General features: G+C 44.7%; 19 protein-coding genes and 1 riboswitch. Of the genes, 16 read left to right on the top strand and 3 right to left on the bottom strand.

Features of this window, described 5'->3' with window-relative positions:
* Positions 1 to 60 precede the first annotated feature (60 nt).
* The 3 genes from ftsA (at position 61) to lpxC (ending at position 3700) form a co-directional block, all read left to right on the top strand.
* Positions 61 to 1323 carry a cell division protein FtsA gene (gene ftsA, locus IHE35_RS00615; protein ID WP_242788459.1) on the top strand — a complete coding sequence of 421 codons (1263 nt, stop codon included), beginning with the start codon at positions 61 to 63 and terminating at the stop codon, positions 1321 to 1323.
* 160 nt (positions 1324 to 1483) lie between these two features.
* Positions 1484 to 2671, top strand: a complete 1188-nt coding sequence (ftsZ, locus tag IHE35_RS00620; RefSeq protein ID WP_004813752.1) for a cell division protein FtsZ — start codon at positions 1484 to 1486, stop codon at positions 2669 to 2671.
* Positions 2672 to 2797: 126 nt separating this feature from the next.
* A complete protein-coding gene (gene lpxC, locus IHE35_RS00625; RefSeq protein ID WP_004813751.1) occupies positions 2798 to 3700 on the top strand; it encodes a UDP-3-O-acyl-N-acetylglucosamine deacetylase in 903 nt (300 codons plus the stop codon).
* Between the two features lie 98 nt (positions 3701 to 3798).
* Here lpxC and IHE35_RS00630 read toward each other — a convergent pair whose 3' ends face one another.
* Entirely contained in the window at positions 3799 to 4239 is a 441-nt protein-coding gene (locus tag IHE35_RS00630) for a DciA family protein (protein WP_242788460.1), read from the bottom strand.
* Positions 4240 to 4347: 108 nt separating this feature from the next.
* On the opposite strand from IHE35_RS00630, the gene IHE35_RS00635 reads away from it, so the two are divergent.
* From IHE35_RS00635 to recJ, 10 genes are all read left to right on the top strand, one after another.
* Positions 4348 to 5046, top strand: coding sequence for a M23 family metallopeptidase (locus tag IHE35_RS00635; protein ID WP_242788461.1), 699 nt, complete (start codon positions 4348 to 4350; stop codon positions 5044 to 5046).
* Between the two features lie 330 nt (positions 5047 to 5376).
* On the top strand, positions 5377 to 8079 hold the full coding sequence (gene aceE / locus IHE35_RS00640; RefSeq protein WP_242788462.1) for a pyruvate dehydrogenase (acetyl-transferring), homodimeric type: 2703 nt from the start codon (positions 5377 to 5379) through the stop codon (positions 8077 to 8079).
* Between the two features lie 2 nt (positions 8080 to 8081).
* Positions 8082 to 10115 carry a 2-oxo acid dehydrogenase subunit E2 gene (locus IHE35_RS00645; RefSeq protein WP_242788463.1) on the top strand — a complete coding sequence of 678 codons (2034 nt, stop codon included), beginning with the start codon at positions 8082 to 8084 and terminating at the stop codon, positions 10113 to 10115.
* 159 nt (positions 10116 to 10274) lie between these two features.
* Positions 10275 to 10417, top strand: a riboswitch (yybP-ykoY riboswitch).
* Positions 10418 to 10489: 72 nt separating this feature from the next.
* Positions 10490 to 11065 carry a TMEM165/GDT1 family protein gene (locus IHE35_RS00650; protein WP_242788465.1) on the top strand — a complete coding sequence of 192 codons (576 nt, stop codon included), beginning with the start codon at positions 10490 to 10492 and terminating at the stop codon, positions 11063 to 11065.
* A gap of 183 nt (positions 11066 to 11248) precedes the next feature.
* Positions 11249 to 12046, top strand: coding sequence for an MBL fold metallo-hydrolase (locus IHE35_RS00655; protein WP_242788466.1), 798 nt, complete (start codon positions 11249 to 11251; stop codon positions 12044 to 12046).
* Between the two features lie 96 nt (positions 12047 to 12142).
* A complete protein-coding gene (locus tag IHE35_RS00660; protein ID WP_242788467.1) occupies positions 12143 to 12508 on the top strand; it encodes a YkgJ family cysteine cluster protein in 366 nt (121 codons plus the stop codon).
* A 348-nt stretch (positions 12509 to 12856) separates the two neighbouring features.
* Positions 12857 to 14323: an IMP dehydrogenase gene (guaB, locus tag IHE35_RS00665; protein ID WP_242788468.1), complete on the top strand. Its 1467-nt coding sequence runs from the start codon at positions 12857 to 12859 to the stop codon at positions 14321 to 14323.
* A gap of 123 nt (positions 14324 to 14446) precedes the next feature.
* On the top strand, positions 14447 to 15778 hold the full coding sequence (glmM, locus tag IHE35_RS00670) for a phosphoglucosamine mutase (RefSeq protein ID WP_242788469.1): 1332 nt from the start codon (positions 14447 to 14449) through the stop codon (positions 15776 to 15778).
* 28 nt (positions 15779 to 15806) lie between these two features.
* The gene (gene pdxH / locus IHE35_RS00675) at positions 15807 to 16463 is read left to right on the top strand and encodes a pyridoxamine 5'-phosphate oxidase (RefSeq protein ID WP_242788470.1); all 657 of its coding nucleotides are present in this window, start codon (positions 15807 to 15809) and stop codon (positions 16461 to 16463) included.
* Positions 16464 to 18167, top strand: coding sequence for a single-stranded-DNA-specific exonuclease RecJ (gene recJ / locus IHE35_RS00680; protein ID WP_242788471.1), 1704 nt, complete (start codon positions 16464 to 16466; stop codon positions 18165 to 18167).
* A gap of 43 nt (positions 18168 to 18210) precedes the next feature.
* On the opposite strand, the gene IHE35_RS00685 is transcribed toward recJ, so the two are convergent.
* Positions 18211 to 19011, bottom strand: a complete 801-nt coding sequence (locus IHE35_RS00685) for a putative porin (RefSeq protein WP_242788472.1) — start codon at positions 19009 to 19011, stop codon at positions 18211 to 18213.
* A 174-nt stretch (positions 19012 to 19185) separates the two neighbouring features.
* Entirely contained in the window at positions 19186 to 19971 is a 786-nt protein-coding gene (locus IHE35_RS00690) for a putative porin (RefSeq protein ID WP_242788474.1), read from the bottom strand.
* A 490-nt stretch (positions 19972 to 20461) separates the two neighbouring features.
* On the opposite strand from IHE35_RS00690, the gene prfB reads away from it, so the two are divergent.
* From prfB to IHE35_RS00705, 3 genes are all read left to right on the top strand, one after another.
* Positions 20462 to 21557, top strand: a protein-coding gene (prfB, locus tag IHE35_RS00695) for a peptide chain release factor 2 (protein WP_242788475.1) whose coding sequence is annotated in 2 segments (ribosomal slippage) — positions 20462 to 20533 and positions 20535 to 21557 — 1095 coding nt in all. Because the reading frame shifts where the segments join, the coding sequence is not laid out codon by codon here.
* A gap of 146 nt (positions 21558 to 21703) precedes the next feature.
* Entirely contained in the window at positions 21704 to 22003 is a 300-nt protein-coding gene (locus IHE35_RS00700) for a metalloregulator ArsR/SmtB family transcription factor (RefSeq protein ID WP_242788476.1), read from the top strand.
* Between the two features lie 26 nt (positions 22004 to 22029).
* Positions 22030 to 23115: an alkene reductase gene (locus IHE35_RS00705; protein ID WP_242788477.1), complete on the top strand. Its 1086-nt coding sequence runs from the start codon at positions 22030 to 22032 to the stop codon at positions 23113 to 23115.
* The last annotated feature ends 63 nt before the right edge of the window (positions 23116 to 23178 follow it).

Genomic DNA, 23178 nt, shown 5'->3' on the forward strand with positions numbered 1-23178 from the left:
GCTTTGAAAAATAGAGGCTTAGTGCCATAAATTAAACACAGGTAATGGTAGTAACGAATAATGAATGAAGCTGTTCCCTCAGTTGTTGCGATTGACATTGGGACGCACAAAGTTTCAGTTTTGATTGGTAAGGTACATGCGCCAGACAATATCCAGGTCATTGGGATGGCGACTGCTCGTAACCGAGGCATGAATAAAGGGAAAATTGTAAGTCTCGATAAAGTCATTACCGCAATAAAAAATGCCGTTCAAGAAGCGGAAGACATGGCGGAATGCCGTGTACATTCAGCCTGGATTTCAATTCCAAGTGCGGAGCTGAAAAGCTTTTATGCTTCAGGCCGTACTTCAGTTGACAATGCAGAACATACTATTACCACCAGTGAGGTGGTACGGGCGCTGGAACTGGCCAAAGCCAGTCATCAGACTTCAGATCATTACCTGGTCAGCGCAGTTCCACTAGGTTTTGAGCTGGATGATGCGCCGGAATGGGTATTGAACCCGATCCGTATGTCGGCACATAGTATGACAGGGCATTATCATTTAATGATGTTGCCAATCAGTACCATGCAGAATATTGACCGTGCCTTGAAAGGTGCCAATATTGGTGTGGAGCGCATGGTGGTGTCATGTCTGGCAACTGCTGAAGCCAGCCTGCTGAAAGATGAAAAAGAATATGGCGTATGTCTGGTCGACATCGGTGCCGGCACCACGAATCTTGCAGTTTATCTGGATGGTCGTCTGGCACTTACCCATACCATTCAGCGTGGTGGAGAACATGTGACACGTGATATCGCAGCCGTGTTACAAACCACCACTGAAGAAGCAGAACGTATCAAGCTGTTATATGGCTGTGTCGATCTGAAAGTGGTAAAACCGGACCATATGATCCAGTTCCAGGGTATTGATGGTCCGCAGACTATTAGCCGGATTGAACTGACCGAGATCATTATTGCGCGTTACAGTGAAATTCTGGGTCTGGTGCGTGATGAACTGGAAAATAGTGGCGCGATGCAAGGCCTGTACCATGGTGTGGTCTTGACGGGTGATGCCAGCCATATTGAAGGCATGGTGAGTTATGTGCGCCGCACGTTGGGTATATCGGCACACTTGGGTAATCCTCCAGCATCAGTACATGCAGATGAAGCACATCAGGCAGCGCTGCGTCGTTCGCAGTATGCTACTGCAGCCGGTTTGCTGATGTTTAGCCAGAGTGATACGCAGGAAACCATCGTAGAATCGGAAGAAAATGAAAGACTGTCGGTGACACAGCGCGTAAAACGTGCCTGGTCGGGCTTTAATGAAACGTTAAAGTCAATTTTTTAGTCAACATTTATTGTGAATATTGTTGAGAAGTTGTAGTAAAAAATGCCTGCACTTGACAACTGAGTTGTGGAGCAGCATTCTTAAAAACAATTTTTTATTAAGATCAAGGCAGTATACGGGCTTAGTGACTGCCAGTACTAAATTAGGAATTTTATAGGTCATGGCCTCATTTGAATTTTTTGAAGACGATCAAGACGATAGCATTGGTCAAGCCCGTTTCACTGTATTTGGTGTAGGGGGTGCGGGTGGTAATGCTGTACAGCATATGCTGCAATCAGACATCCAGGGTGTGAAATTTGTCTGTGCCAATACTGACAAACAGGCACTGGATCGTATGGAAGCTGAATTTAAAATTCAGCTGGGCGAGCAAAGTACCCGTGGTCTAGGTGCAGGTGCAAATCCACAAGTCGGTCAAGCGGCAGCAGAAGAAAGCCGTGAACTGATTCGTCAGCATCTTGAAGGCACCGATATGGTGTTTGTGACTGCCGGTATGGGCGGCGGTACAGGTACTGGTGCAGCCCCAGTAGTTGCTGAAATTGCTAAAGAAATGGGTATTCTAACTGTTGGCGTGGTGACTACACCATTTAACTTTGAAGGTAAGCGCCGTCTGCAGTCTGCTGAGAAAGGTATTCAAGCCTTGGAACAGCACGTCGACTCCCTGATCATCATTCCAAACCAGCGTCTGTTGAAGGTGTTCCGTGACATCTCGATGAAAGATGCTTACAAGAAAGCCGATGATGTTCTGTTAAACGCAGTACGCAGTATCTTTGATCTTGTGGTACGTCCAGGTCATATCAACCTTGACTTCGCCGACTTGAAAACAGCGATGAGTACCCGCGGTTATGCAATGATGGGTGTCGGTCTTGGTCGTGGTGAAAACCGTGCACGTCAAGCAGCTGAACAGGCAATTCGTAGCCCATTACTGGATAACGTCACTATCATGAATGCCAAAGGTATCCTGATTAACGTAACTGGTGGCGACGACGTGACCTTCGGTGAAATCGAAGAGATTACCGATGTAGTGAACCAAATCGTAGATCTGGATGAAGGACAGGTATTCTACGGTACCGTATTCGATCCGGATGCACGTGATGAAATCAGCGTAACTGTGATTGCAACAGGTCTAACCCGTAACTCGGCAGATGCTGCTGAGCCTGCGAAACGTACCAATGTACAGCAGTCACGTCCTGCAACAGCACCCGCGGCAGTCGATGAAGATGATGTGCCAGCGATTCAGCGTCAACAAACTGGTGCAGGTGCGGCAGCGACGCCAGCAGCCTCTGTTTCAAGCCCACGTCCAACGCCAATGAGTATTCAGGATTACCTTAAAAATCAACAACGTAAGTAATATGTAACAATATGTGTTTACGATGATTCAACAGAAAAGGTGGCTGTAAGGCCACCTTTTTGTTTTTTATCAATGGCTAAATATGCTAACGTATAGCGGTTTTGTTGATGAACAGATGATAAAAGCATGTTGAAACAGCGTACCCTGAAACGTGTCGTGAAAGCGAGCGGTATCGGTCTTCATAGTGGGCAGAAAGTCATGATTAACTTCGTGCCACACCATGCCGATGGGGGAATTGTATTTCGACGCATCGATCTGAATCCACCGGTTGATATACCCGCCAATGCCATGCTGATCCAGGAAGCTTTCATGTGCTCGAATCTGGTTCAGGAAAATGCCAAAGTGGGTACCATTGAGCATGTCATGAGTGCTATTGCCGGTCTGGGCATCGATAACCTGATTATTGAAGTATCAGCTTCTGAAGTGCCCATCATGGACGGCAGTGCCGGTCCATTTATCTATCTACTGATGCAGGGTGGACTTCAGGAGCTACAGGCACCAAAGAAATTTATTAAAATCATCAAACCTGTAGAAGCGCTTATTGATGATAAGCGTGCGGCTTTTAGCCCGCATGAAGGCTTTCAGCTCAACTTTACCATCGACTTTGATCATCCTGCTTTCAAGAAAGAATACCAGTCTGCCACCATCGACTTCTCCACTGAAACCTTTGTATATGAAGTCAGTGAAGCGCGTACCTTTGGTTTTATGAAAGATCTGGACTATCTCAAAGCCAATAATCTGGCACTTGGTGCAAGTCTGGAAAACGCGATTGGCGTGGATGAAACTGGAGTAGTCAATGAAGAAGGGCTACGTTTTTCGGATGAATTTGTGCGTCACAAGATTTTGGATGCTGTGGGTGACTTGTATCTGATGGGGCATCAGATTATTGCAAAATTTGACGGTTACAAGTCAGGACATGCCTTAAATAACCAGCTTTTGCGTAATGTCAGCAGTGATCCGGATAGCTATGAAATTGTAACATTTGATGACATTGAAACCTGCCCAATTCCTTATGTGAATGTGACATAAGTCATTGTCTTTTAGTGTGTATGTTATATTATAACAATGTAGAATGAGAACTGGTTCTCTTAATTCACATTGTAAATCAACATTATTTGATTTGTATGTTATTTTTTATTGCTTGCCAAACGTAGTAAAGCTTGGCTAAGCTTAGGGTCGCTTATAAAGTCAGCAGCACTACGGAGCATATCCTGTGTTTCTGGGCTTAGGGCTCTTTCGGATTTTTCTGTAAGCAAAGGTGTTTTGGATGGATTTCGTAAGCACACTTGCAGTTTGGTTAAGTCCTTTAATTCGCTAATTTGAGAGAGTTGTGAAACGTATTGCTTCTGTAAGTAGGCCAACTGAGAGATCATGGCCTGGTTTTCACCAGTAAGCGTTAACACACCATTTTGGTAGCAAACAACCTGCCACTGTTCCGGTTGGGGCAGCATAGGTTGAATGATTTTTGTAAGTTTCTGCCATGCAGCAACTTGTGACGAGAGAAACGAGAAGTTTCCTGTTTTTATGTGTTTTCTTGTTTGTTGAAAAACGTTGACAGGTTCAGACATACATCATTCCTTCATGATTATGCCTTAATCTTATGCGCTCTTTTCGGTAGATATCAAGGAAGAGATCACCCAAGGAACTCGATTAAAACAGTTTTAGAGAGGTTTTTTATGCATTTGCGACGTATTTTGTTGGCATTTTCCCTAGCGAGTTCAGCTGCTTCTGTAGCATTCGCAGATTTAGTGGATCTAAATCAGGAAAGTGGCTCCGTCGATCGTCTTGAGCAGCTTACACGGACTTTGGCACAGGGCGCTTATACCCAATCAGAAGATATTTATATCCCTGCTGAAACCAAATTAAGCGTTCAGCTCCGTGAGAAGCCAGTTGAGCTCAATAATGCAATGATTGAGAAAAAATACGGCGCTTCTAAGTCTACATCTAAATCTTCTTCAAGTTTTTCATCTTCTCCATATTCCTGGGTAGTTGCACATCCTCTACCAAACCTGAAACGTGTCAGCTCTAACTATGGTGGTCGTACCATGAATGGTCGGGCTGAAAACCATTCCGGTTTAGATATGTCTGCCCCAAGTGGCACGCCGATCTATGCGACTGGACCTGGTATTGTGACCAAGTCGGGCTGGGGTACAGGTTATGGTCAATACGTGGAAATTAACCACGGTAATGGTTACCTGACTCGTTATGCACACGCTTCACGTCTGATTGCACGTGTGGGTGATCGCGTAGAAGCGGGTGAGCACATTGCCAACGTAGGATGTACAGGTCGCTGTACAGGTCCGCATTTACACTATGAAGTAGTAAAAGATGGTCAGCGTAAAAATCCTTCAACTTATCTTGCCATGCTGCCATAAGGGCTGTCAGGTCATTTAAGCTACGCTGTACATAACACCTACAGAAAATCACATCTAGATTTAAAAGTAATAAATCTCTGGTTTCTTTCTAAAATGAGAGAAACTGGAGATTTATTGCTTTTAAGCCTTAAGTTATCACTAAAAACTATGAGCAATGTATAATTTTGATTCTTTCTTGACTTAGATTTGTATATTTGTGTAATAAATAATCAATAGGTATTTAGCTGCTAAATACCATGGCATTTGCGCATTCAGCGTGGGCGATACCTGTCGCTGCCCTAAATATGATACATATAAACGATTAATGTAGATCTTTAGGAACAGCAGATTATGGCGTTTTATGGCGATACAGACGCGCAAGAAACTCAGGAATGGCAAGACGCTTTTGACTCTGTTTTGCAACACATGGGCACTGAGCGTGCAGCTTTCTTATTAGAGAAACTTTATCAGCGCGCGATTGCTAAGCATGTTCCCATTCAGCGTTTAAATACTCCTTACTTAAACACGATTTCTGTTGAAGAACAACCGCCTATGCCAGGTGATGCAGATATGGAGCGCCGTATTCGTGCGCTGATCCGTTGGAATGCACTAGCGATGGTTCTTCGCGCAAACAAAACAGGTGATGATTTAGGTGGTCACTTGGCCAGTTTTGCCTCATCAGCAACATTATATGATGTAGGCTTTAACCACTTCTTCCGTGCCAACAGTGACAGCTTCGGCGGTGACATGATCTATTATCAAGGTCACTGTGCCCCAGGGATCTATGCACGTTCGTTTCTGGAAGGTCGTTTAACTGAAGAACATTTGAATAACTTCCGCCGTGAAGTGGACGGTATTGGTCTACCTTCATACCCGCATCCATACTTGATGCCGGACTATTGGCAGTTCCCGACGGTATCGATGGGTCTGGGTCCAATCATGTCGATCTATCAGGCGCACATTCAAAAGTATTTGATGAACCGTGGCTTGATTAAGGAAGAAGACCGTAAAGTTTGGGCTTACCTCGGCGATGGCGAGATGGATGAGCCGGAAAGTACTGGTGCAATCTCACTTGCAGGTCGTGAAAAGCTTGATAACTTGATCTGGGTGGTCAACTGTAACTTGCAACGTCTTGATGGTCCGGTACGTGGTAACGGTAAAGTGATTCAAGAGCTTGAGTCCTTATTCCGCGGTGCTGGCTGGCGCGTAATTAAAGTGATATGGGGCCGTCACTGGGATCCACTACTGGCAAAAGATGAATCTGGCGCATTAAAAGCCGTAATGGAAGAAACGGTTGATGGTGAATATCAACGTTTACAAGTAAAAGGTGGTGCATACGCACGCGCTAAATTCTTTGGCAAATACCCAGAAGCTGAAGAGCTGGTGAAAGGTTTAAGTGATGAAGACATCGACAATCTGAACCGCGGTGGTCATGACCCTTATAAAGTTTATGCTGCCTATGCGGAAGCGATGAAGTCGACAGGTCAACCAACCGTGATTCTTGCGAAAACGGTAAAAGGTTATGGCCTATCTGACGAAATTGAAGCGGTGAATAAAACTCACCAAATCAAGAAAATGCAGCTTGAATCGTTGAAATATGTACGTAACCGTTTCAACTTGCCATTTACCGATGAACAGTTAGAAGAAGTTCCATTCTACCGTCCAAGCGAAAATTCTCCTGAACTTAAATATATGAAGGCGCGTCGTGAGGCTTTAGGGGGTTATCTGCCTGCACGTCGTAAAGAGAGCGAGCAGTTGGCGATTCCTGAACTGTCTGTGTTTGATGCAGTGCTGGCAGGTTCTAATGGCAAGCAACAATCAACGACGATGGTGATGGTTCGTTTAATTTCTTCATTATTGAAAGAAAAAGCCATTAAAGATCGCGTTGTGCCAATCGTTCCAGATGAAGCGCGTACCTTTGGTTTGGAAGGCATGTTCCGTCAGTTGGGTATTTATGCTGCACATGGTCAAAAATACACGCCTGAAGATCAGGAACAATTGATGCATTATCGTGAAGCAAAAGACGGTCACATGCTTCAAGAAGGGATTAACGAAGCGGGTGCGATGAGTGCTTGGGCTGCATTGGCAACAAGTTATTCAACCAATAACCTGCCAATGATTCCAATGTACATGTATTACTCGATGTTTGGTTTCCAGCGTATTGGTGACATTGCATGGGCAGCAGGTGATGCACAAGCACAAGGCTTCTTGCTCGGTGCAACTGCGGGTCGTACAACGCTGAACGGTGAAGGCTTACAACACCAGGATGGTCACTCGCACATCCTTGCGAACACGATTCCAAACTGTGTGTCTTATGACCCATGCTTCGGTTATGAGCTTGCTGTGATTGTTCACGATGGCTTGAAGCGCATGTATGTAAACCAAGAGCGCGTGTTCTACTACTTAACTGTGATGAACGAAAACTACGAGCATCCTGCAATGCCACAAGGTGTTGAGGAAGGCATCAAACGTGGTATGTACCTGCTTGAAGAAGACGAGAAAGCCACTGTTCAGTTACTTGGTTCAGGTGTGATTCTGCGTGAAGTGATCAAAGCCGCGAAGATTCTTCGTGAAGAGTATCAAATTCACTCGAACGTCTACAGCGTAACCAGCTTCAACGAGCTTGCACGTGACGGTATGGCGTGTGAAGAGTACAACCGCCTACATCCATTAGCTGAAGAAGTGAAAGAGTCTTGGGTTGCTCAGCAATTACGTGGCACAAACGGGATCGTAGTTTCTGCAACAGACCATATGCGTGCGTACAGCGAACAAATCCGTGCTTACCTTCCAGACAACCGCCCATTCGTAGCATTAGGTACTGATGGTTATGGCCGTTCAGATACACGTGCCAAGCTTCGTAGCTACTTTGGTGTAGATGCAGCGCATATTGTAGTTGCAACATTGAAAAAGCTTGCTGACGAAGGTGAAGTGGATGCACGTTTGGTGAAAGACGCGATTTCTAGCTTCGAGTTAGATACCGACCGTCCAGTTGCATGGGCGCCACAAGCAACGCCTGAACTTCACGCTGTTGCTGACTACAAAGAGGAGAACTAATCATGCAAATTACGACTCCTGATATTGGTGTAGATAAGGCAACAGTGGCTGAAATTCTGGTGAAGGTGGGTGATACCATTGCCATCGATGAAAGCATTGTGCTGCTGGAATCTGACAAAGCCTCTGTTGAAGTGCCTAGCACTTCAGCAGGTGTAGTAAAAAGCATTCTGGTCAATCAGGGTGATGAAGTATCTGAAGGTGCAGTACTGATTGAATTAGAGGCTGAAGATGATGCAAATAGCGTAGAATCTCAGCAAGCTGATACGTCAGATAAAACTTCGGAAAATACCCCGACTTCATTGCCTGATGATGAAATCCTGCAGGAAGTGGTTTCACATCAGCCGGGTGTTGCGGCTAAACTAAGCCAGGCACCTGCCGCTAATGGCGCTGCATCTGCGACTGTTGAAGTGAAAGTGCCAGATATCGGTGTAGAAAAAGCTCTGGTAGGTGAAATTCTGGTACAGGTCGGTGATGAAATCGCAGTTGATCAAAGCATCGTGGTGGTAGAGTCTGACAAAGCGACTGTAGAAGTTCCAAGCACAGTTGATGGCACAGTAGAAGCTATTCAAATCAAAGAAGGCGACACCGTTAAAGAAGGTGTGGTCATCCTGACTGTGAAAATTGCAGGTTCAGCACCGGCTGCTCAGCAAGCAGCTCCTCAATCAGTTGAACAGGCTCCTGTACAAGCGGCACCTGAAGCCAAAGCTGAAACAGTTACACAAGCACCTGCAGCGCCTGCTAGCGATGTGGAAGTCAACGTACCTGACTTGGGTGTTGACAAAGCTGCCGTAGCAGAAATTCTGGTTCAGGTTGGTGACAAGGTTGAGAAAGACCAAAGCATCATCGTGGTGGAATCGGATAAAGCAACGGTTGAAGTGCCAAGCACGACTGCGGGTGTGATCAAGTCGATTCATGTCGAACTTGGTCAGAACGTTTCTGAAGGCATCGCTCTGATTACGATTGAAGCGGAAGGGCAGGCCGCACCTGCGACTGCTCCGGCTGCAAAAGCAGAAGTGCCAGCAGCTAAAACTGCTCCTGCACCAGCTGCAGCGCCAAAAGCTGAGACTGCTGCTGCACCTGAAACGCAAAATGCAGATAAACTCACCAAAGAGCAGAACGCTGCCAATGCCAAAGTCTATGCGGGCCCTGCGGTTCGTAAACTTGCGCGTGAGTTGGGGGTGGTGCTTGCTGAAGTCAAAGCATCTGGTCCACATACACGTCTGATGAAAGAAGATCTTTTTGCATACGTGAAAACGCGTCTGACTACACCGGCACCTGTTGCAGTTGCGCCAGCCGCGGCTGCACCAGCAGGCTTACCAAAACTACCAAGCTTCGATGCATTTGGTGGTGTCGAAGAAAAAGCCTTGACGCGTTTACAGCAGGTTTCTATTCCGCAGTTGTCTTTAAACAACTACATTCCACAAGTGACGCAGTTCGATTTAGCCGACATTACTGAACTTGAAGCATGGCGTAATGAGCTTAAAGGCAACTTTAAGAAAGAAGGTTTAAGCCTGACGATTATGTCATTCATCATTAAGGCAGTAGCGCACCTGCTGAAAGAAGAGCGTGAATTTGCAGGTCACTTGGCAGATGACGGCAAGTCAGTCTTGTTGCGTAATGAAATCCATATGGGCATCGCTGTAGCAACTCCGGATGGCTTAACCGTTCCGGTACTGCGTAACCCAGACCAAAAATCCATTAAGCAAATTTCGAAAGAATTGGGCGAATTGGGTCAAAAAGCACGTGACAAGAAACTTTCGCCGAAAGATCTGCAAGGTGCGAACTTCACGATTTCAAGTCTTGGCGCAATTGGTGGTACAGCATTTACCCCACTTGTAAATTGGCCTCAAGTGGCGATTCTGGGTATTTCACCGGCAACCATGCAGCCAGTATGGAATGGTGAGGGCTTTGATCCGCGCTTAATGCTTCCATTGTCATTGTCATACGATCACCGTGTGATTAATGGCGCAGATGCGGCACGCTTCACCAATAAGTTGACGAAACTTCTTAAAGATATTCGTAGCTTATTAATCTAAATTTAATTAGATTCACTCTCTTTTCTCTTGCGTCTTGAATGACATATATTTCACTCAAGGCTCAGGGAAAAATACAAAGAGGGTGTAAAACAGAAACCCTGCTTCGGCAGGGTTTTTTATATTGCGATTTGTAAATATGGATGCTCTTGATTATAATGAGCTTACTTCATTGGGGAGTAGCCGCCTTTTGCGCAAAGCAAAAGGGTGATGGTCAACATATTTGTCCTGAACCGGACATGGTCATCATAGCAAAGAACCAAATGAGCTTCTTGAAGCTTTCTTTTGTTGGCAAGACCTTTGATTTACCATTCTGCAGATTTTGGCTGGCGGGAAGGGTAAGTCATCGGTAGCACATGCCAGCCAGAGAAAGACATATGTACGAATTCCTCCTTTCAACTGCCATCGTAGCGCTTGCCGAAATGGGCGATAAGACCCAATTGCTTGCCTTGCTACTTGCTGCGCGATTCAGAAAACCTGTTCCTATTCTTGTTGCGATCTTGCTAGCAACCTTGATCAACCATGGTTTGTCTGCGGTATTGGGTCAGTGGATAACTACGGTTATTAGTGCAGATGTGTTGTTGTGGATTGTTTCAATTGGCTTTATTGCTATGGCAATCTGGATGCTGATTCCGGATGAACTCGGTGATGAATCTGCTAGCATCAATAAATGGCAAAAATTGGGGGTATTTGGTGCGACCTTTATCCTGTTCTTCCTGGCAGAAATTGGTGACAAAACCCAGATTGCAACCGTAGCGCTGGCAGCACGTTTTGACAGTGTGCTTTGGGTGATGTTGGGAACCACGGTAGGTATGATGATTGCCAATGCACCGGCAGTTTTGATTGGGGATAAACTTGCAAACCGCCTGCCAATCTCCTTGATTCATAAAATTGGTGCGCTGATCTTCCTGCTGATTGGTATAGGTACCTTGCTCAAACATTATTATTTCTAATTCATAGGAATAATATATTAAATCCTGAGCTAAAAACTCGGGATTTTTTATTGTGAAATAGCTCTCAAAATGCTGATAAATAAGGCTATATAGACATTTTTATTTATTGTAAGTTTCTCTAAATACTTATATGTTAACAACAACACAAAAATCATTTTTAAATGTATAAAATTGGGGAAAGTTATGGCTTTTGAACGTACCACATCACAGGTTTTATTTGATGATGGCATCCACAAATGCATTAGTTTTACCAGCCTGGTAAAAGGTGAAGGCGTTCAGGCCAACCAGTTTTTAATTATTGATAATAACCGTGCAGCGGTGCTGGATCCGGGGGGTGACCTGACTTATGTGCCGCTGACCATGGAACTGAATAAATATACCCGCCTGACCAATCTGGACTATGTCATGGCCTCGCATCAGGATCCGGATATTATCACTTCGATGCCGCGTTGGCTGGTCTATACCGATGCCAAAGTGGTCGCGTCCAAACTCTGGGCACGTTTCTTGCCGCACCTGAACTCAGCCTTTATGAGTGACCGCATGAAAGGCAACTGGCTGGATCGTCTGGTGGAATTACCTGACCATGGGCAAGTGATTAAACTCGGTGAATCTTCAATTGTGGCCATTCCGGCTCATTTTCTGCATTCAGTGGGTAATTTTCAATTTTATGACCCGATTGCAAAAATCCTGTTTTCAGGCGATATGGGCGCGTCGATGGTTGAAGATGCTTCGCGTCCATTAGAAAACTTTGCAGCGCATATCCCGAAAATGAAAGGCTTCCATCAGCGCTATATGTGTAATAACAAGGTAATCCGTCTCTGGGTTCAGATGATACGTAGCATGGATGTAGAAATGATCGTGCCACAGCACGGTACGCCGTTTGTGGGCAAAGAGCAGATCAATCAGTTCCTGGACTGGATTGAAACCCTGGAATGCGGTACTGATTTAATGGATGAAACGGTATTTACCTGTCCAGAATAACGGGAGAAATTAAAAAAAATACTTGAGTGAAAAAACAACATTTTTTATATTTTCGGATTCCAAAAAAATCTTTTTGATGACGAGAATTTATAAAAAATGTTGTCTCAAGTTCCAACACAGGATGCATGTTTAAGTTGTGGTGCATGTTGCGCCTATTTCAGGGTATCGTTTTACTGGGCAGAGGGTATTCCGATGCCAGAACACTATACCGAACCTGTTACATCGGTGTATTCGTGTATGGCAGGGACAAATCAGAAAAACCCGCGCTGTGTTGCACTAGAAGGCACGATTGGCGAGCAGGTCAGTTGCAGTATGTATGAGCTACGCAGTACTTCGTGTAAGCAAGTCCAGGTTGCTGATGTGCAGTGTAATAAAGCTCGCATTGCCCATAATATGATTCCATTCATCCAGATCGATCGGGATGAAGCCGAGAATGACGATAACTTTGAACGCGTCAGCTAAATCTGAATGTAAGATTTTAAACAACAGAGCTCCGGCTCTGTTGTTTATTGGATATAAATATTGGTATGTTTGAGCTACAAATTGTCAGAAAAATTATAATCGCTGAATGATTTGTTTTTGATTTTCTATCTGCGCAATGAAGCAAGCCAGTCAATGATTTTGTAAGCTTACTTACTCTTCTTGCTGTACTGGAATATTTAAACTGTTGATTGAACGATCAAATTTATAAATTTAGGTAGTTCGATTAAATCTAAGTCCAGATCTAGACAAAATAAATTTTGCAATTGCAATGAAATTTAGAGCTAAATTTGTTTATAATAGCGCACGGAAATTACCAGTGAGACTGTTATGTTGACCATCGTTCAAGACGCGTTAACCTTCGATGATGTCCTATTACTCCCTGCCTACTCTACTGTTCTCCCAAAAGATGTCTCTCTAAAGACACGCCTGACTCGCGGCATTAACCTGAATATTCCTCTTGTGTCTGCAGCTATGGATACGGTGACTGAATCCCGTATGGCGATTGCAATGGCGCAAAATGGTGGTATCGGTATTCTGCACAAGAACATGGATATTGCTGCACAGGCGGCTGAAGTACGTCGTGTGAAAAAATTCGAAGCGGGTATGGTGAAAGATCCAATCATCGTTACCCCAGAAACTACTGTTCGTGAGTTGATTGCTTTAACTCAGGCAAACAATATCAGTGGTGTGCCTGTTGTGAAAGATGGCAAAGTGGTAGGTATCGTAACAGGTCGTGATACACGCTTTGAAACCAATTTGGAACAGCCAGTCAGTAACATCATGACAGGTCAGGATCGTCTGGTAACAGTTCGTGAAGGCGAATCAAAAGAAAACATCCAGGCCTTACTGCAAAAGCACCGTATTGAAAAAGTTCTGGTTGTAAATGAACAGCAAGAACTGAAAGGTTTGATCACGGTTACAGATTTTCGCAAAGCTGAAAGCTATCCAAACAGCTGTAAAGATGACCTCGGTCGCCTGCGCGTAGGTGCTGCAGTGGGTACGGGTGCAGAAACACCAAGCCGTGTTGAAGCATTGGTTGAAGCTGGTGTAGACGTGATTGTAGTTGATACTGCACATGGTCATTCTGCTGGCGTGATTGAACGTGTACGCTGGGTAAAACAGAACTTCCCGCAAGTTCAAGTGATTGGCGGTAACATCGCAACTGGTGATGCTGCGCTTGCACTTCTCGATGCTGGTGCAGATGCTGTTAAAGTAGGTATCGGTCCTGGCTCAATCTGTACGACGCGTATTGTTGCGGGTATTGGTATGCCGCAAATCTCTGCAATCGACTCTGTTGCGAATGCATTGAAAGAACAGATTCCATTAATTGCTGATGGTGGTATCCGTTTCTCTGGCGATATGGCAAAAGCGATTGGCGCTGGTGCAAGCACCATCATGGTAGGTTCACTGTTGGCGGGTACTGAAGAAGCACCAGGCGAAGTTGAGTTCTTCCAGGGTCGTTACTACAAAGCTTACCGTGGTATGGGTTCATTGGGTGCGATGGCAGGAGCAACAGGTTCAGCGGATCGTTACTTCCAGGATTCTAAAGCGGGTGCTGAGAAACTGGTTCCAGAAGGTATTGAAGGCCGTGTACCTTATAAAGGTCCAATGGGTAATATCGTGCATCAGATGATGGGCGGTTTGCGTTCATCTATGGGCTATACCGGTTCTGCAACGATTGAAGATCTTCGTCAAAATGCGAAGTTTGTAAAAATCACTGCAGCAGGTATGTCTGAATCTCACGTACATGACGTGACGATTACCAAGGAAGCGCCTAACTATCGCGTTGGCTAATTTCCTGTCTGTACTAATCCGAAAAAAGCCGTCATACAAATGACGGCTTTTTTGTTTTGGTGTAAAGTGTGACACATTGTAAAAATGGATGATGGAAATCACCCAATAAGAAGTGAGACAACGATGAGTTATTTTGGCACCGATGGTATCCGTGGCAAGTTTGGCGAATTGCCAATTACGCCTGAGTTTGCGCTTAAACTAGGCTTTGCTGCTGGGAAGGTACTCAAGCGATATAGTAAAAAAAATAAACCGCTGGTGGTGATGGGAAAAGATACTCGTTTATCAGGCTATATTTTAGAATCTGCCTTGCAGGCTGGTCTGAACGCGGCAGGTGTTTATGTACATTTACTCGGTCCATTACCGACCCCTGCAATAGCCCATTTGACCCGTGCGCTGCATGCCAGTCTGGGTATTGTTATTTCAGCTTCGCATAATCCGTATTTTGATAATGGAATTAAATTCTTCTCGGGTGAAGGCAAAAAACTGCCAGATGCCTTGCAGGATGAAATTAACCAGGAACTTGAAAAAGAGTTAATTATTGAAGACACGGCGAACCTGGGTAAAAGTTTCCGTGTCAAAGATGCCAATGGCCGTTATATCGAATTCTGTAAATCGACTTTCCCATACCATTTAGACCTGAATGATCTAACGATTGTAGTGGATTGTGCCAATGGTGCAGCCTATAACGTAGGTCCTGCAGTATTCCGTGAGTTGGGCGCAAAAGTTATTGCAATGTTTGATGATCCTGATGGTCTCAATATTAATAAAGACTGTGGCTCAACACATCCTGAGAATCTGCAAAAAGCAGTCGTTGAATATCAGGCTGATCTTGGGGTTGCTTTTGACGGTGATGCTGACCGTGTGATTATGGTCGACAAAAACGGTGAGCAGATTACGGGTGACCATATTCTGTATATCCTTGCCACTCAGGTCAAAAATAAGCCAGCGGGGATCGTGGGCACGCTGATGAGTAATATGGCACTGGAACTGGCTTTGGAAAAAGCCCAAGTACCCTTCTTGCGTGCCAAGGTAGGTGACCGTTATGTATTACAAGGTCTGGAAGAAAAGGGCTGGGTCACTGGCGGTGAGCCATCAGGTCATATCCTGACGCTAGACAAGAGCACCACGGGTGATGCCATTATTGCGGCGCTACAAGTATTGACAGTCATGGTCGAGCAGAAGAAAGCCCTGCATGAACTGGTCGCTGATTTCCGCCTATTGCCGAACGTATTGGTCAATGTGCGTCTGGATGCCATGTTTGACCCGTATGCTGTACCTGCGCTTGCTGCTGAATTTGAAAAAGCAGAACAACAGCTGAAAGGTCGTGGTCGTTTGCTGATTCGTAAGTCAGGTACTGAGCCGGTTATTCGTGTTATGGTGGAAGGCGAAGACCTGGATGAAGTCACTACACTGGCTCATTCACTGGCAGATGCCGTACGTGCCAATGCTGTCTAAACTTGCTGTCTGACTATAGAGAGATGGAATGACTGATTTAATTAAAGATCTGAGTGAACTACGTCTGAATTATCAGAAAGGCGAGCTGATTGAGGATCAGGTTAAACTGGACCCACACGAACAGTTTTTGCTCTGGTTTAACCATGCTTTGGCAGCCCAACTGCATGAGCCTTATGCTATGTCACTAGCTACGGCAAATGCGCAAGGTCGTCCGCATGTGCGTACTGTATTATTACGTGGTGCGACTGAAGCGGGTTATGATTTTTATACCAATTATGACAGCCAGAAAGGCCTGGATCTGGCAGAAAACCCCTATGCCGAATTGCTGTTTTACTGGCAGGAGCAGGAACGACAGATCCGTGTTTCTGGTCGTGTAGTCAAAATCTCTGAAGAAGAATCCACTGACTATTATCATAAACGTCCACGTGACAGTCAGATTGCCGCGCATGCCAGTACGCCACAAAGTGGTGTGATTGCCAGTCGCGATGAACTGCAGCAGCGTTTCTGGGACTACCATGACAAGATGGTGAATCAGGAACAGCTTGATAAGCCAGAATTCTGGGGGGGGTACCGTCTTGTCCCAGACTATTATGAGTTCTGGCAAGGACGTCCAAATCGTTTGCATGATCGTCTGAGTTATACCAAGACTGACGATGCTTGGACATTGCAGCGACTGATGCCATAAATGCCAAAACTTGAAATCAAGCAGCGACCTTTACTGACCCGTCCTGAATCTTTTCAGGATGTACCGTCTTTTATTGCAGAAATTCTGGCACGCCGTGGGGTGGAGTCGCAGCAGGAGCTTGAGCTGAAACTCAAGCATCTGTTGGCACCGACTATGAAAGGCCTAGCTGAAGCCATTCAGCTGATCGATGCAGCGATTGATGCAGGTCAGAAGATCGTGATTGTCGGTGACTATGATGCCGATGGTGCCACCAGTACTGCATTGATGGTGCTGGCTCTGCGCGACATGGGGGCCAATGTTGATTATCTGGTTCCAGACCGTTTCAAGTATGGTTATGGCTTGACTCCTGCCATTGCCGATCTGGCTTTTGCGAATTTTACCCCTGATCTGCTGATTACCGTAGATAACGGAATTTCCAGTCATGACGGGGTGAAACAGGCACAGGATCATGGCATGCAGGTGATCATCACCGATCACCATCTTACGACCAAGCCAACGCCAGCAGCTGAAGCGGTGGTCAATCCAAACCAGTTAGGCTGTGAATTCCCAAGCAAGGCACTGGCCGGGGTAGGCGTGGCTTTCTATGTCTTGGCGAATCTATCGACTCATCGTAAGAAGCTCGGTAAATCTTCAACAGTGATTACCAACTATCTGGATTTGGTGGCGCTGGGAACGTATGCAGATGTAGCTAGTCTGGACTATAACAACCGCATTCTGATTGATGCTGGGCTGAAGCGGATTCAGCAGCACTTATGCCGTCCGGGCATTAGTGCATTGCTGGAAATTGCAGGACGGGATGCAGCAACTTTAAAAGCCCAGGATCTTGGCTTTGTACTCGGGCCGCGCATTAATGCAGCTGGGCGTATGGAAACCATGGATATCGGGATTGAGTGTTTGCTCGCTCCAGATCTGGCAACCGCTTATCCACTCGCAGAACAGCTGAATAAACTGAATGTCGAACGTCGTCAGGTAGAAGGCAAAATCAAGCAGGAAGCTTTGACTGAACTGGAAAAAATCCAGCTCGATGAGAATACTTTGCCTGCCGCACTGATCATGTTTGAACAGCACTGGCATCAGGGTGTGATCGGGATTGTAGCGGGCCGTTTAAAAGAACAGTTCCATCGTCCAAGTATAGTCTTTGCTGCTGATGAAGATGGTATTCATATCAAAGGTTCAGCACGTTCCATTGAAGGGATTCATATCCGGGATAGCATTGAACGGATAGCAGAGCAGTATCCGCATCTGGTCAGCCATTTCGGTGGGCACGCGGCCGCAGCGGGATTAACCATTAAAAAGCAGCATTTTGCTGAATTTAAACAGGTCTTTGAACAGCTGATTGCAGAGATGGATGAAAGCCTATTTACTGCTACGCTGTGGACTGATGGGGAACTACCGGCATCAGCTTTCCAAATTGATACCGTAGACCTGCTGCAGAACTTGAGCCCATGGGGGCAAAAGTTTCCTCAACCGATTTTTGAAGGCATCTTTAAGATTCTGGATTACCGCTGGTTAAAGGATAGCCATTTAAAGCTGCGTCTGGCTTTAAATAACGGGCAGGTATTAGATGCAATTGCTTTTAGCGCCAAAGATAAATTTGCATTTGACCCGATGCAGGATAGCGTGCATTTGGTCTATGAGCTGGAACGCAATGAATTTAATGGCAATGTCAGCTTACAGCTGCGGATTTTACATTTACAACAATAAAAAACCGCTCAAGTGAGCGGTTTTTTACTTTTAATCTAAAAGATTAGAAGCGGAATGTACCGTTGATACCGAAAGAGTCAGCACCGTCAGTAGTTGTGTAATTCACGCCAGCTGCAATTGCAGGGGTAAAGAATTTTTGAGCACGAACACTAAAAATAGTATCTGATTCATCAGCAGTAGAGTCAGCAAAAGAAACACCAACGCTAAGTGTAGGATCTATATAAAGATCAGCACCTAGGCGATAAGTTGTTTCATCACCAAAATAACTTAGACCTTCAAAATTTGCAAAATGGTTGCCAATTTGAGTCACGTACTTAGCACGTAGAGATAATGCAGTATCATCACCTACAGTAACAGCATTTAGGAGGTTAGGAACAAAACCATAATTTGCTACCTGAACTGGATCAACGCTTTCATTAGCTGCACCAGCTGCTAATAGTAGGCCATTAACTGGTAAGTAACCAACCTCAAAAGCATAACCAGTATTGTCTTCACCTGCAAAGTCAGTTTGGTTAATAGTACCGCTTACATAAAATTGAGTATTTGGAATATAAAACTCACCACTTACACCAAATACATCGATATCTTCATCTCCATCACCGCTCGCATTTGCATAACCTAAACCAATATTGCTCGCCTTATTGAGGAAAGCTGCTTCTGCAAGTGGGGAGTTCTTAACTTGAACTGCATTTAAATAGTATTTTCCATTGATGAAAAATGTATCTAGATCCCCAAGATTATCGATATCAGTATTTTCATAGCCGACATTAACTTCAGCTTGATAAGCATGTGCAGTTCCCAGGCCAGCAAGAAGAGCAGTTGCAAGCGCAAGTTTTTTAAACATTATTGAGATTCCCTCTGTTATAGAAATATGACTGTTTTGTTACAGTTGTTGCTGATTGTACGGAAAATACGCAGTACGTCAATGCACAATTTCTACCTAACTGCTTTATTTTAGGGCATAAAAAAAGCACCCTTCCGAAGAAGAGTGCTGTTTGAGTATGTAATTAAGCGAAGCTTAGAAGCGATATTTAGCAGCTACACCAAATTTGTTGTAGTCTTGGTTACCAATTTCACCAAAACCTACACGACCTTCCAAGCTTACTTGTTCATTAAAGAATTTACGTGCACTTACACCAAATTCATTTGAGTCGTAAGGGCCATTGTCTTTGCTTTGATAATCAGCACCAACACTTAAAGTTTTGTCGATGAAGTAGTCAGCTTTTAAGTTGTACTCATCTAGGTCGCCAAAGGCAGCGCCAGCTTCAAGGTTAATGTCTTTACCATTGCTTAAGGTAGTCACATATTTAGCACGTAAAGTTGGATCTACACCGTCATCATAGTCATTGTCATAACCTTTCACACCTGCTGCAATTAACAGACCTGGTGCAGGTAAATAACCGACTTCAGCACTATAAACGGTTTCGTCAAAATCAGGTGCATAGTCGTATTTAGAATCATCACGACCTACGCTACCACTCAAATAAAAATCTGAGTTTGGTACGAAGTATTCAGCACCTACACCATAACGGTGACGTTCTGAAGAGTCGTAATCATCATATTGATATTGAGCTTTCACATTACTTGCACGATCAAGGAAGGCTGCTTCGGCTAATGGTGCATTACGCGTTTGTACAGGATTAAAGTAATAAGTGCCATCTACACCGAAAGAGCCGCTTGAACTACCGTTGTCCGGATCTGTTAAGCCTGCTGATGCACCAATTTCTGCTTGGTAAGCATGTGCTGCGGTACCCGTAAAAGCTACGGCTGAAATAAGTGCTGAAGCGATTGCTAATTTTTTCATGCGGATACTCCCCTCTGAAAGTTTGGCTGGGATTTAATAAATTTTTTGTTACAGTTTCAGTCTAGCCCAAATCGGAAGATCGTCAATCAAGGGAAAGTTACAGTAATGTCAATACAGTAATTTTGTGTAATTTTATGATTTTAATTCATTGAAATATAAATAAAAAAAACAATGTTTTGTTTTATTAAAACTATGTAAAGATTGTGAATTTTAGAGATTTTGACTAATAAACAAGCAAAAAAAATATTGTTAAATGGACTGGTTGAGTTCCAAAAAATCAGAATTTTTTAGTTAAGGAGATCCATTTTTTTATGCATTTACTTGACCGGTAAAGATGAAGGCATGCAGGTGCAGTCAATGATCTGAATGGGTCCAAATAAATATTTAGAACTGGGAAAGATCAGACAAATGTCCTGCTCAAACTGCGGGAAAGGACTGTGATATAATTGCCTGCTAAAAATTTATGCCTTATTGATTGAGAGAAATTCACGTGGAAATTAATCCTTATCTACTCCAGCTAAAAGACTTGAACGAACGTGGTCAAACACTACGGGGGTATCTTTGACTACGATCTGAAAAAAGAGCGTTTGGAAGAGGTTCTCCGTGAATTAGAAGATCCAGCAATCTGGAATGATCAGAACCGTGCCCAGGCTATGGCCAAAGAAAAAGGCGAGCTTGAGAATGTACTCAATGTACTGGACGGTCTGACGACCCAGCTGGAAGATGCGCAAGCGATGCTAGATTTGGCTGTAGAAGCTGATGAAGAAGAAATGCTTGAAGATGTCCAAGCGGAACTCACATCAGCTGAAACTGAATTGGCAAAACTTGAATTCCGTCGTATGTTCAGCAACCCAATGGATCCGAACCCATGTTATGTGGAAATTCAAGCGGGTTCTGGCGGTACAGAAGCACAAGACTGGGCGTCGATGTTGCTGCGTATGTACATGCGTTGGATTGAACGTCATGGCTTTAAAGCAGAATTGATGGAAGAATCTGATGGTGACGTGGCGGGTATTAAATCTGCAACGATTCGTGTTGAAGGTGAATATGCCTATGGTTGGTTACGTACCGAATCTGGCGTACACCGTTTAGTACGTAAGTCACCATTTGACTCGGGTAACCGCCGTCATACTTCATTCTCTGCGGTATTCGTTTCACCTGAAGTCGATGACAATATCGAAATCGATATTAACCCTGCGGATGTTCGTACTGATACTTACCGTGCATCAGGTGCGGGTGGTCAGCACATTAACAAAACTGATTCTGCGGTACGTTTAACCCACGCACCAACAGGCATTGTGGTGGCGTGTCAGAACCAGCGTTCACAACATGCCAACCGTGATCATGCCTGGAAACAGCTACGTGCAAAACTCTATGAACTGGAGATGAGCAAACGTAATGAAGCCGCTCAGGCATTAGAAGACTCGAAGTCTGACATTGGTTGGGGCAGCCAGATCCGTTCTTATGTTCTGGATGATTCACGTATCAAAGACTTACGTACTGGTGTTGAAAATTCAAATACTGGTGCAGTTCTGGATGGTGATCTGGACAAATTTATTGAAGCAAGCTTGAAACAAGGCCTGTAAGCAGACCTTTTAACTCTCTGCGTAACAAAGCAAATACAGTTTGCAAACCTTATATTCAAAATATTCGATATTTAAATCGAAAAAATGCGATATACTGGAATAAATGCTGCAATCAGCTTTGTTGCGCACGACTATGTGATGTGACTATGGACGTTGATCTGATCTTTAAAGCTCTGGCAAATCCCACACGCCGGCAAATTCTGGAATGGTTAAAAACACCAGGGCAGTATCTGTCTGCCGAAGAATGTGGCGGCTTTCAGCGTGGTGTTTGTGCAGGCCAGATTGAAAAATTAGGGCAAGTCTCTCAGTCCACCATGTCCAATCATTTGTCCGTGTTACAGCAGGCGGGATTAATTACCGCCACTAAACATGGACAATGGTCATATTTCTCCCGCAACGAAGCCCTGATTCAGCAGTACATCGAACATTTACAACAACACCTCTAAAAACATATCTGGAGGCTGGAGTCAGTATGGCTGAATTGAATACCCCCCTGAAAATGGGTGCGCTCGAACTCAAAAACCGTGTCATCATGGCACCTTTAACGCGTAGTCGTGCAACCGATGACCGTGTTCCAACGCCGATGATGGCAGAGTACTATGCACAACGTGCAAGTGCAGGTCTGATCATTTCCGAAGCCACTGTTATTTCTGAAGAAGCCAATGGTTACCGCAATACACCTGGGCTATTTACAGATGCACAGGTTGAAGGCTGGAAACTGGTGACCAATGCTGTACATGAGAAGGGTGGTTTGATCGTTGCACAGTTATGGCATGTGGGGCGTGTTTCTGATCCTGAATTACTGAATGGTGACACACCGGTATCGGCAAGTTCAGTACAACAGGCCGGTCATGTTAGCCTGTTACGTCCTAAGCGCCCTTATGTTCTTCCACGTCCGCTGGAAATTTCAGAGATTCATACCATTACCGAGCAATATAAGCAGGCTGCGATTCGTGCCAAAGAAGCCGGTTTTGATGGGGTAGAGTTGCATGGTGCCAATGGTTATCTGATTGACCAGTTCCTGCAAAGCAAGACCAACAAGCGTGAAGATGAATACGGCGGTTCTGTTGAAAACCGTGCCCGCTTCCTGCTGGAAGTAGTCGATGCCTTGATTGAAGTCTGGGGCGCAGATCGTGTCGGTGTGCATCTGGCACCACGTGGCGATGAGCATGACATGGGTGATGATGATCCACGTGAAACATTTGGTTATGCGATGGAGCAACTGGGCAAACGTAAGATTGCTTTCTTCTTTACCCGTGAATATCTGGCTAAAGACAGTATCTCGGATGATATGAAACAGCGTTCAGGTGGCGTGCCGTATATTGCCAATATGCGCTTGAGCCGTGAGGATGCGATTGAGCTATTAGCTTCAGGTAAAGCTGATGCGGTCTCTTTTGGTAAGGCCTATATTGCCAATCCGGATCTATACGAGCGTCTGCTACAAGATGCACCGCTGAACGAGCTAAAACTGGAAAATATGATCGGCAGTCAGGCGGCTGAAGGTTATATTGATTATCCAACTTTGGCAGAAGTAAAAATTTTAAGCACCACAGAATAATCTAAAAATGAGTCACATCGATTAACATGTCGGTGTGGCTCTGTTATATTTTGCCGATTCACT

The organism is Acinetobacter sp. ASP199, assembly GCF_022700675.1.
GTDB lineage: Bacteria > Pseudomonadota > Gammaproteobacteria > Pseudomonadales > Moraxellaceae > Acinetobacter.

Excerpts from the sequence above, each read along its gene's own strand:
- ftsA (WP_242788459.1), top strand. The coding sequence starts at position 61 with ATGAATGAAGCTGTTCCCTCAGTTGTTGCGATTGACATTGGGACGCAC.
- ftsZ (WP_004813752.1), top strand. The coding sequence starts at position 1,484 with ATGGCCTCATTTGAATTTTTTGAAGACGATCAAGACGATAGCATTGGT.
- lpxC (WP_004813751.1), top strand. The coding sequence starts at position 2,798 with ATGTTGAAACAGCGTACCCTGAAACGTGTCGTGAAAGCGAGCGGTATC.
- IHE35_RS00630 (WP_242788460.1), bottom strand. The coding sequence starts at position 4,239 with ATGTCTGAACCTGTCAACGTTTTTCAACAAACAAGAAAACACATAAAA.
- IHE35_RS00635 (WP_242788461.1), top strand. The coding sequence starts at position 4,348 with ATGCATTTGCGACGTATTTTGTTGGCATTTTCCCTAGCGAGTTCAGCT.
- aceE (WP_242788462.1), top strand. The coding sequence starts at position 5,377 with ATGGCGTTTTATGGCGATACAGACGCGCAAGAAACTCAGGAATGGCAA.
- IHE35_RS00645 (WP_242788463.1), top strand. The coding sequence starts at position 8,082 with ATGCAAATTACGACTCCTGATATTGGTGTAGATAAGGCAACAGTGGCT.
- IHE35_RS00650 (WP_242788465.1), top strand. The coding sequence starts at position 10,490 with ATGTACGAATTCCTCCTTTCAACTGCCATCGTAGCGCTTGCCGAAATG.
- IHE35_RS00655 (WP_242788466.1), top strand. The coding sequence starts at position 11,249 with ATGGCTTTTGAACGTACCACATCACAGGTTTTATTTGATGATGGCATC.
- IHE35_RS00660 (WP_242788467.1), top strand. The coding sequence starts at position 12,143 with ATGTTGTCTCAAGTTCCAACACAGGATGCATGTTTAAGTTGTGGTGCA.
- guaB (WP_242788468.1), top strand. The coding sequence starts at position 12,857 with ATGTTGACCATCGTTCAAGACGCGTTAACCTTCGATGATGTCCTATTA.
- glmM (WP_242788469.1), top strand. The coding sequence starts at position 14,447 with ATGAGTTATTTTGGCACCGATGGTATCCGTGGCAAGTTTGGCGAATTG.
- pdxH (WP_242788470.1), top strand. The coding sequence starts at position 15,807 with ATGACTGATTTAATTAAAGATCTGAGTGAACTACGTCTGAATTATCAG.
- recJ (WP_242788471.1), top strand. The coding sequence starts at position 16,464 with ATGCCAAAACTTGAAATCAAGCAGCGACCTTTACTGACCCGTCCTGAA.
- IHE35_RS00685 (WP_242788472.1), bottom strand. The coding sequence starts at position 19,011 with ATGTTTAAAAAACTTGCGCTTGCAACTGCTCTTCTTGCTGGCCTGGGA.
- IHE35_RS00690 (WP_242788474.1), bottom strand. The coding sequence starts at position 19,971 with ATGAAAAAATTAGCAATCGCTTCAGCACTTATTTCAGCCGTAGCTTTT.
- IHE35_RS00700 (WP_242788476.1), top strand. The coding sequence starts at position 21,704 with ATGGACGTTGATCTGATCTTTAAAGCTCTGGCAAATCCCACACGCCGG.
- IHE35_RS00705 (WP_242788477.1), top strand. The coding sequence starts at position 22,030 with ATGGCTGAATTGAATACCCCCCTGAAAATGGGTGCGCTCGAACTCAAA.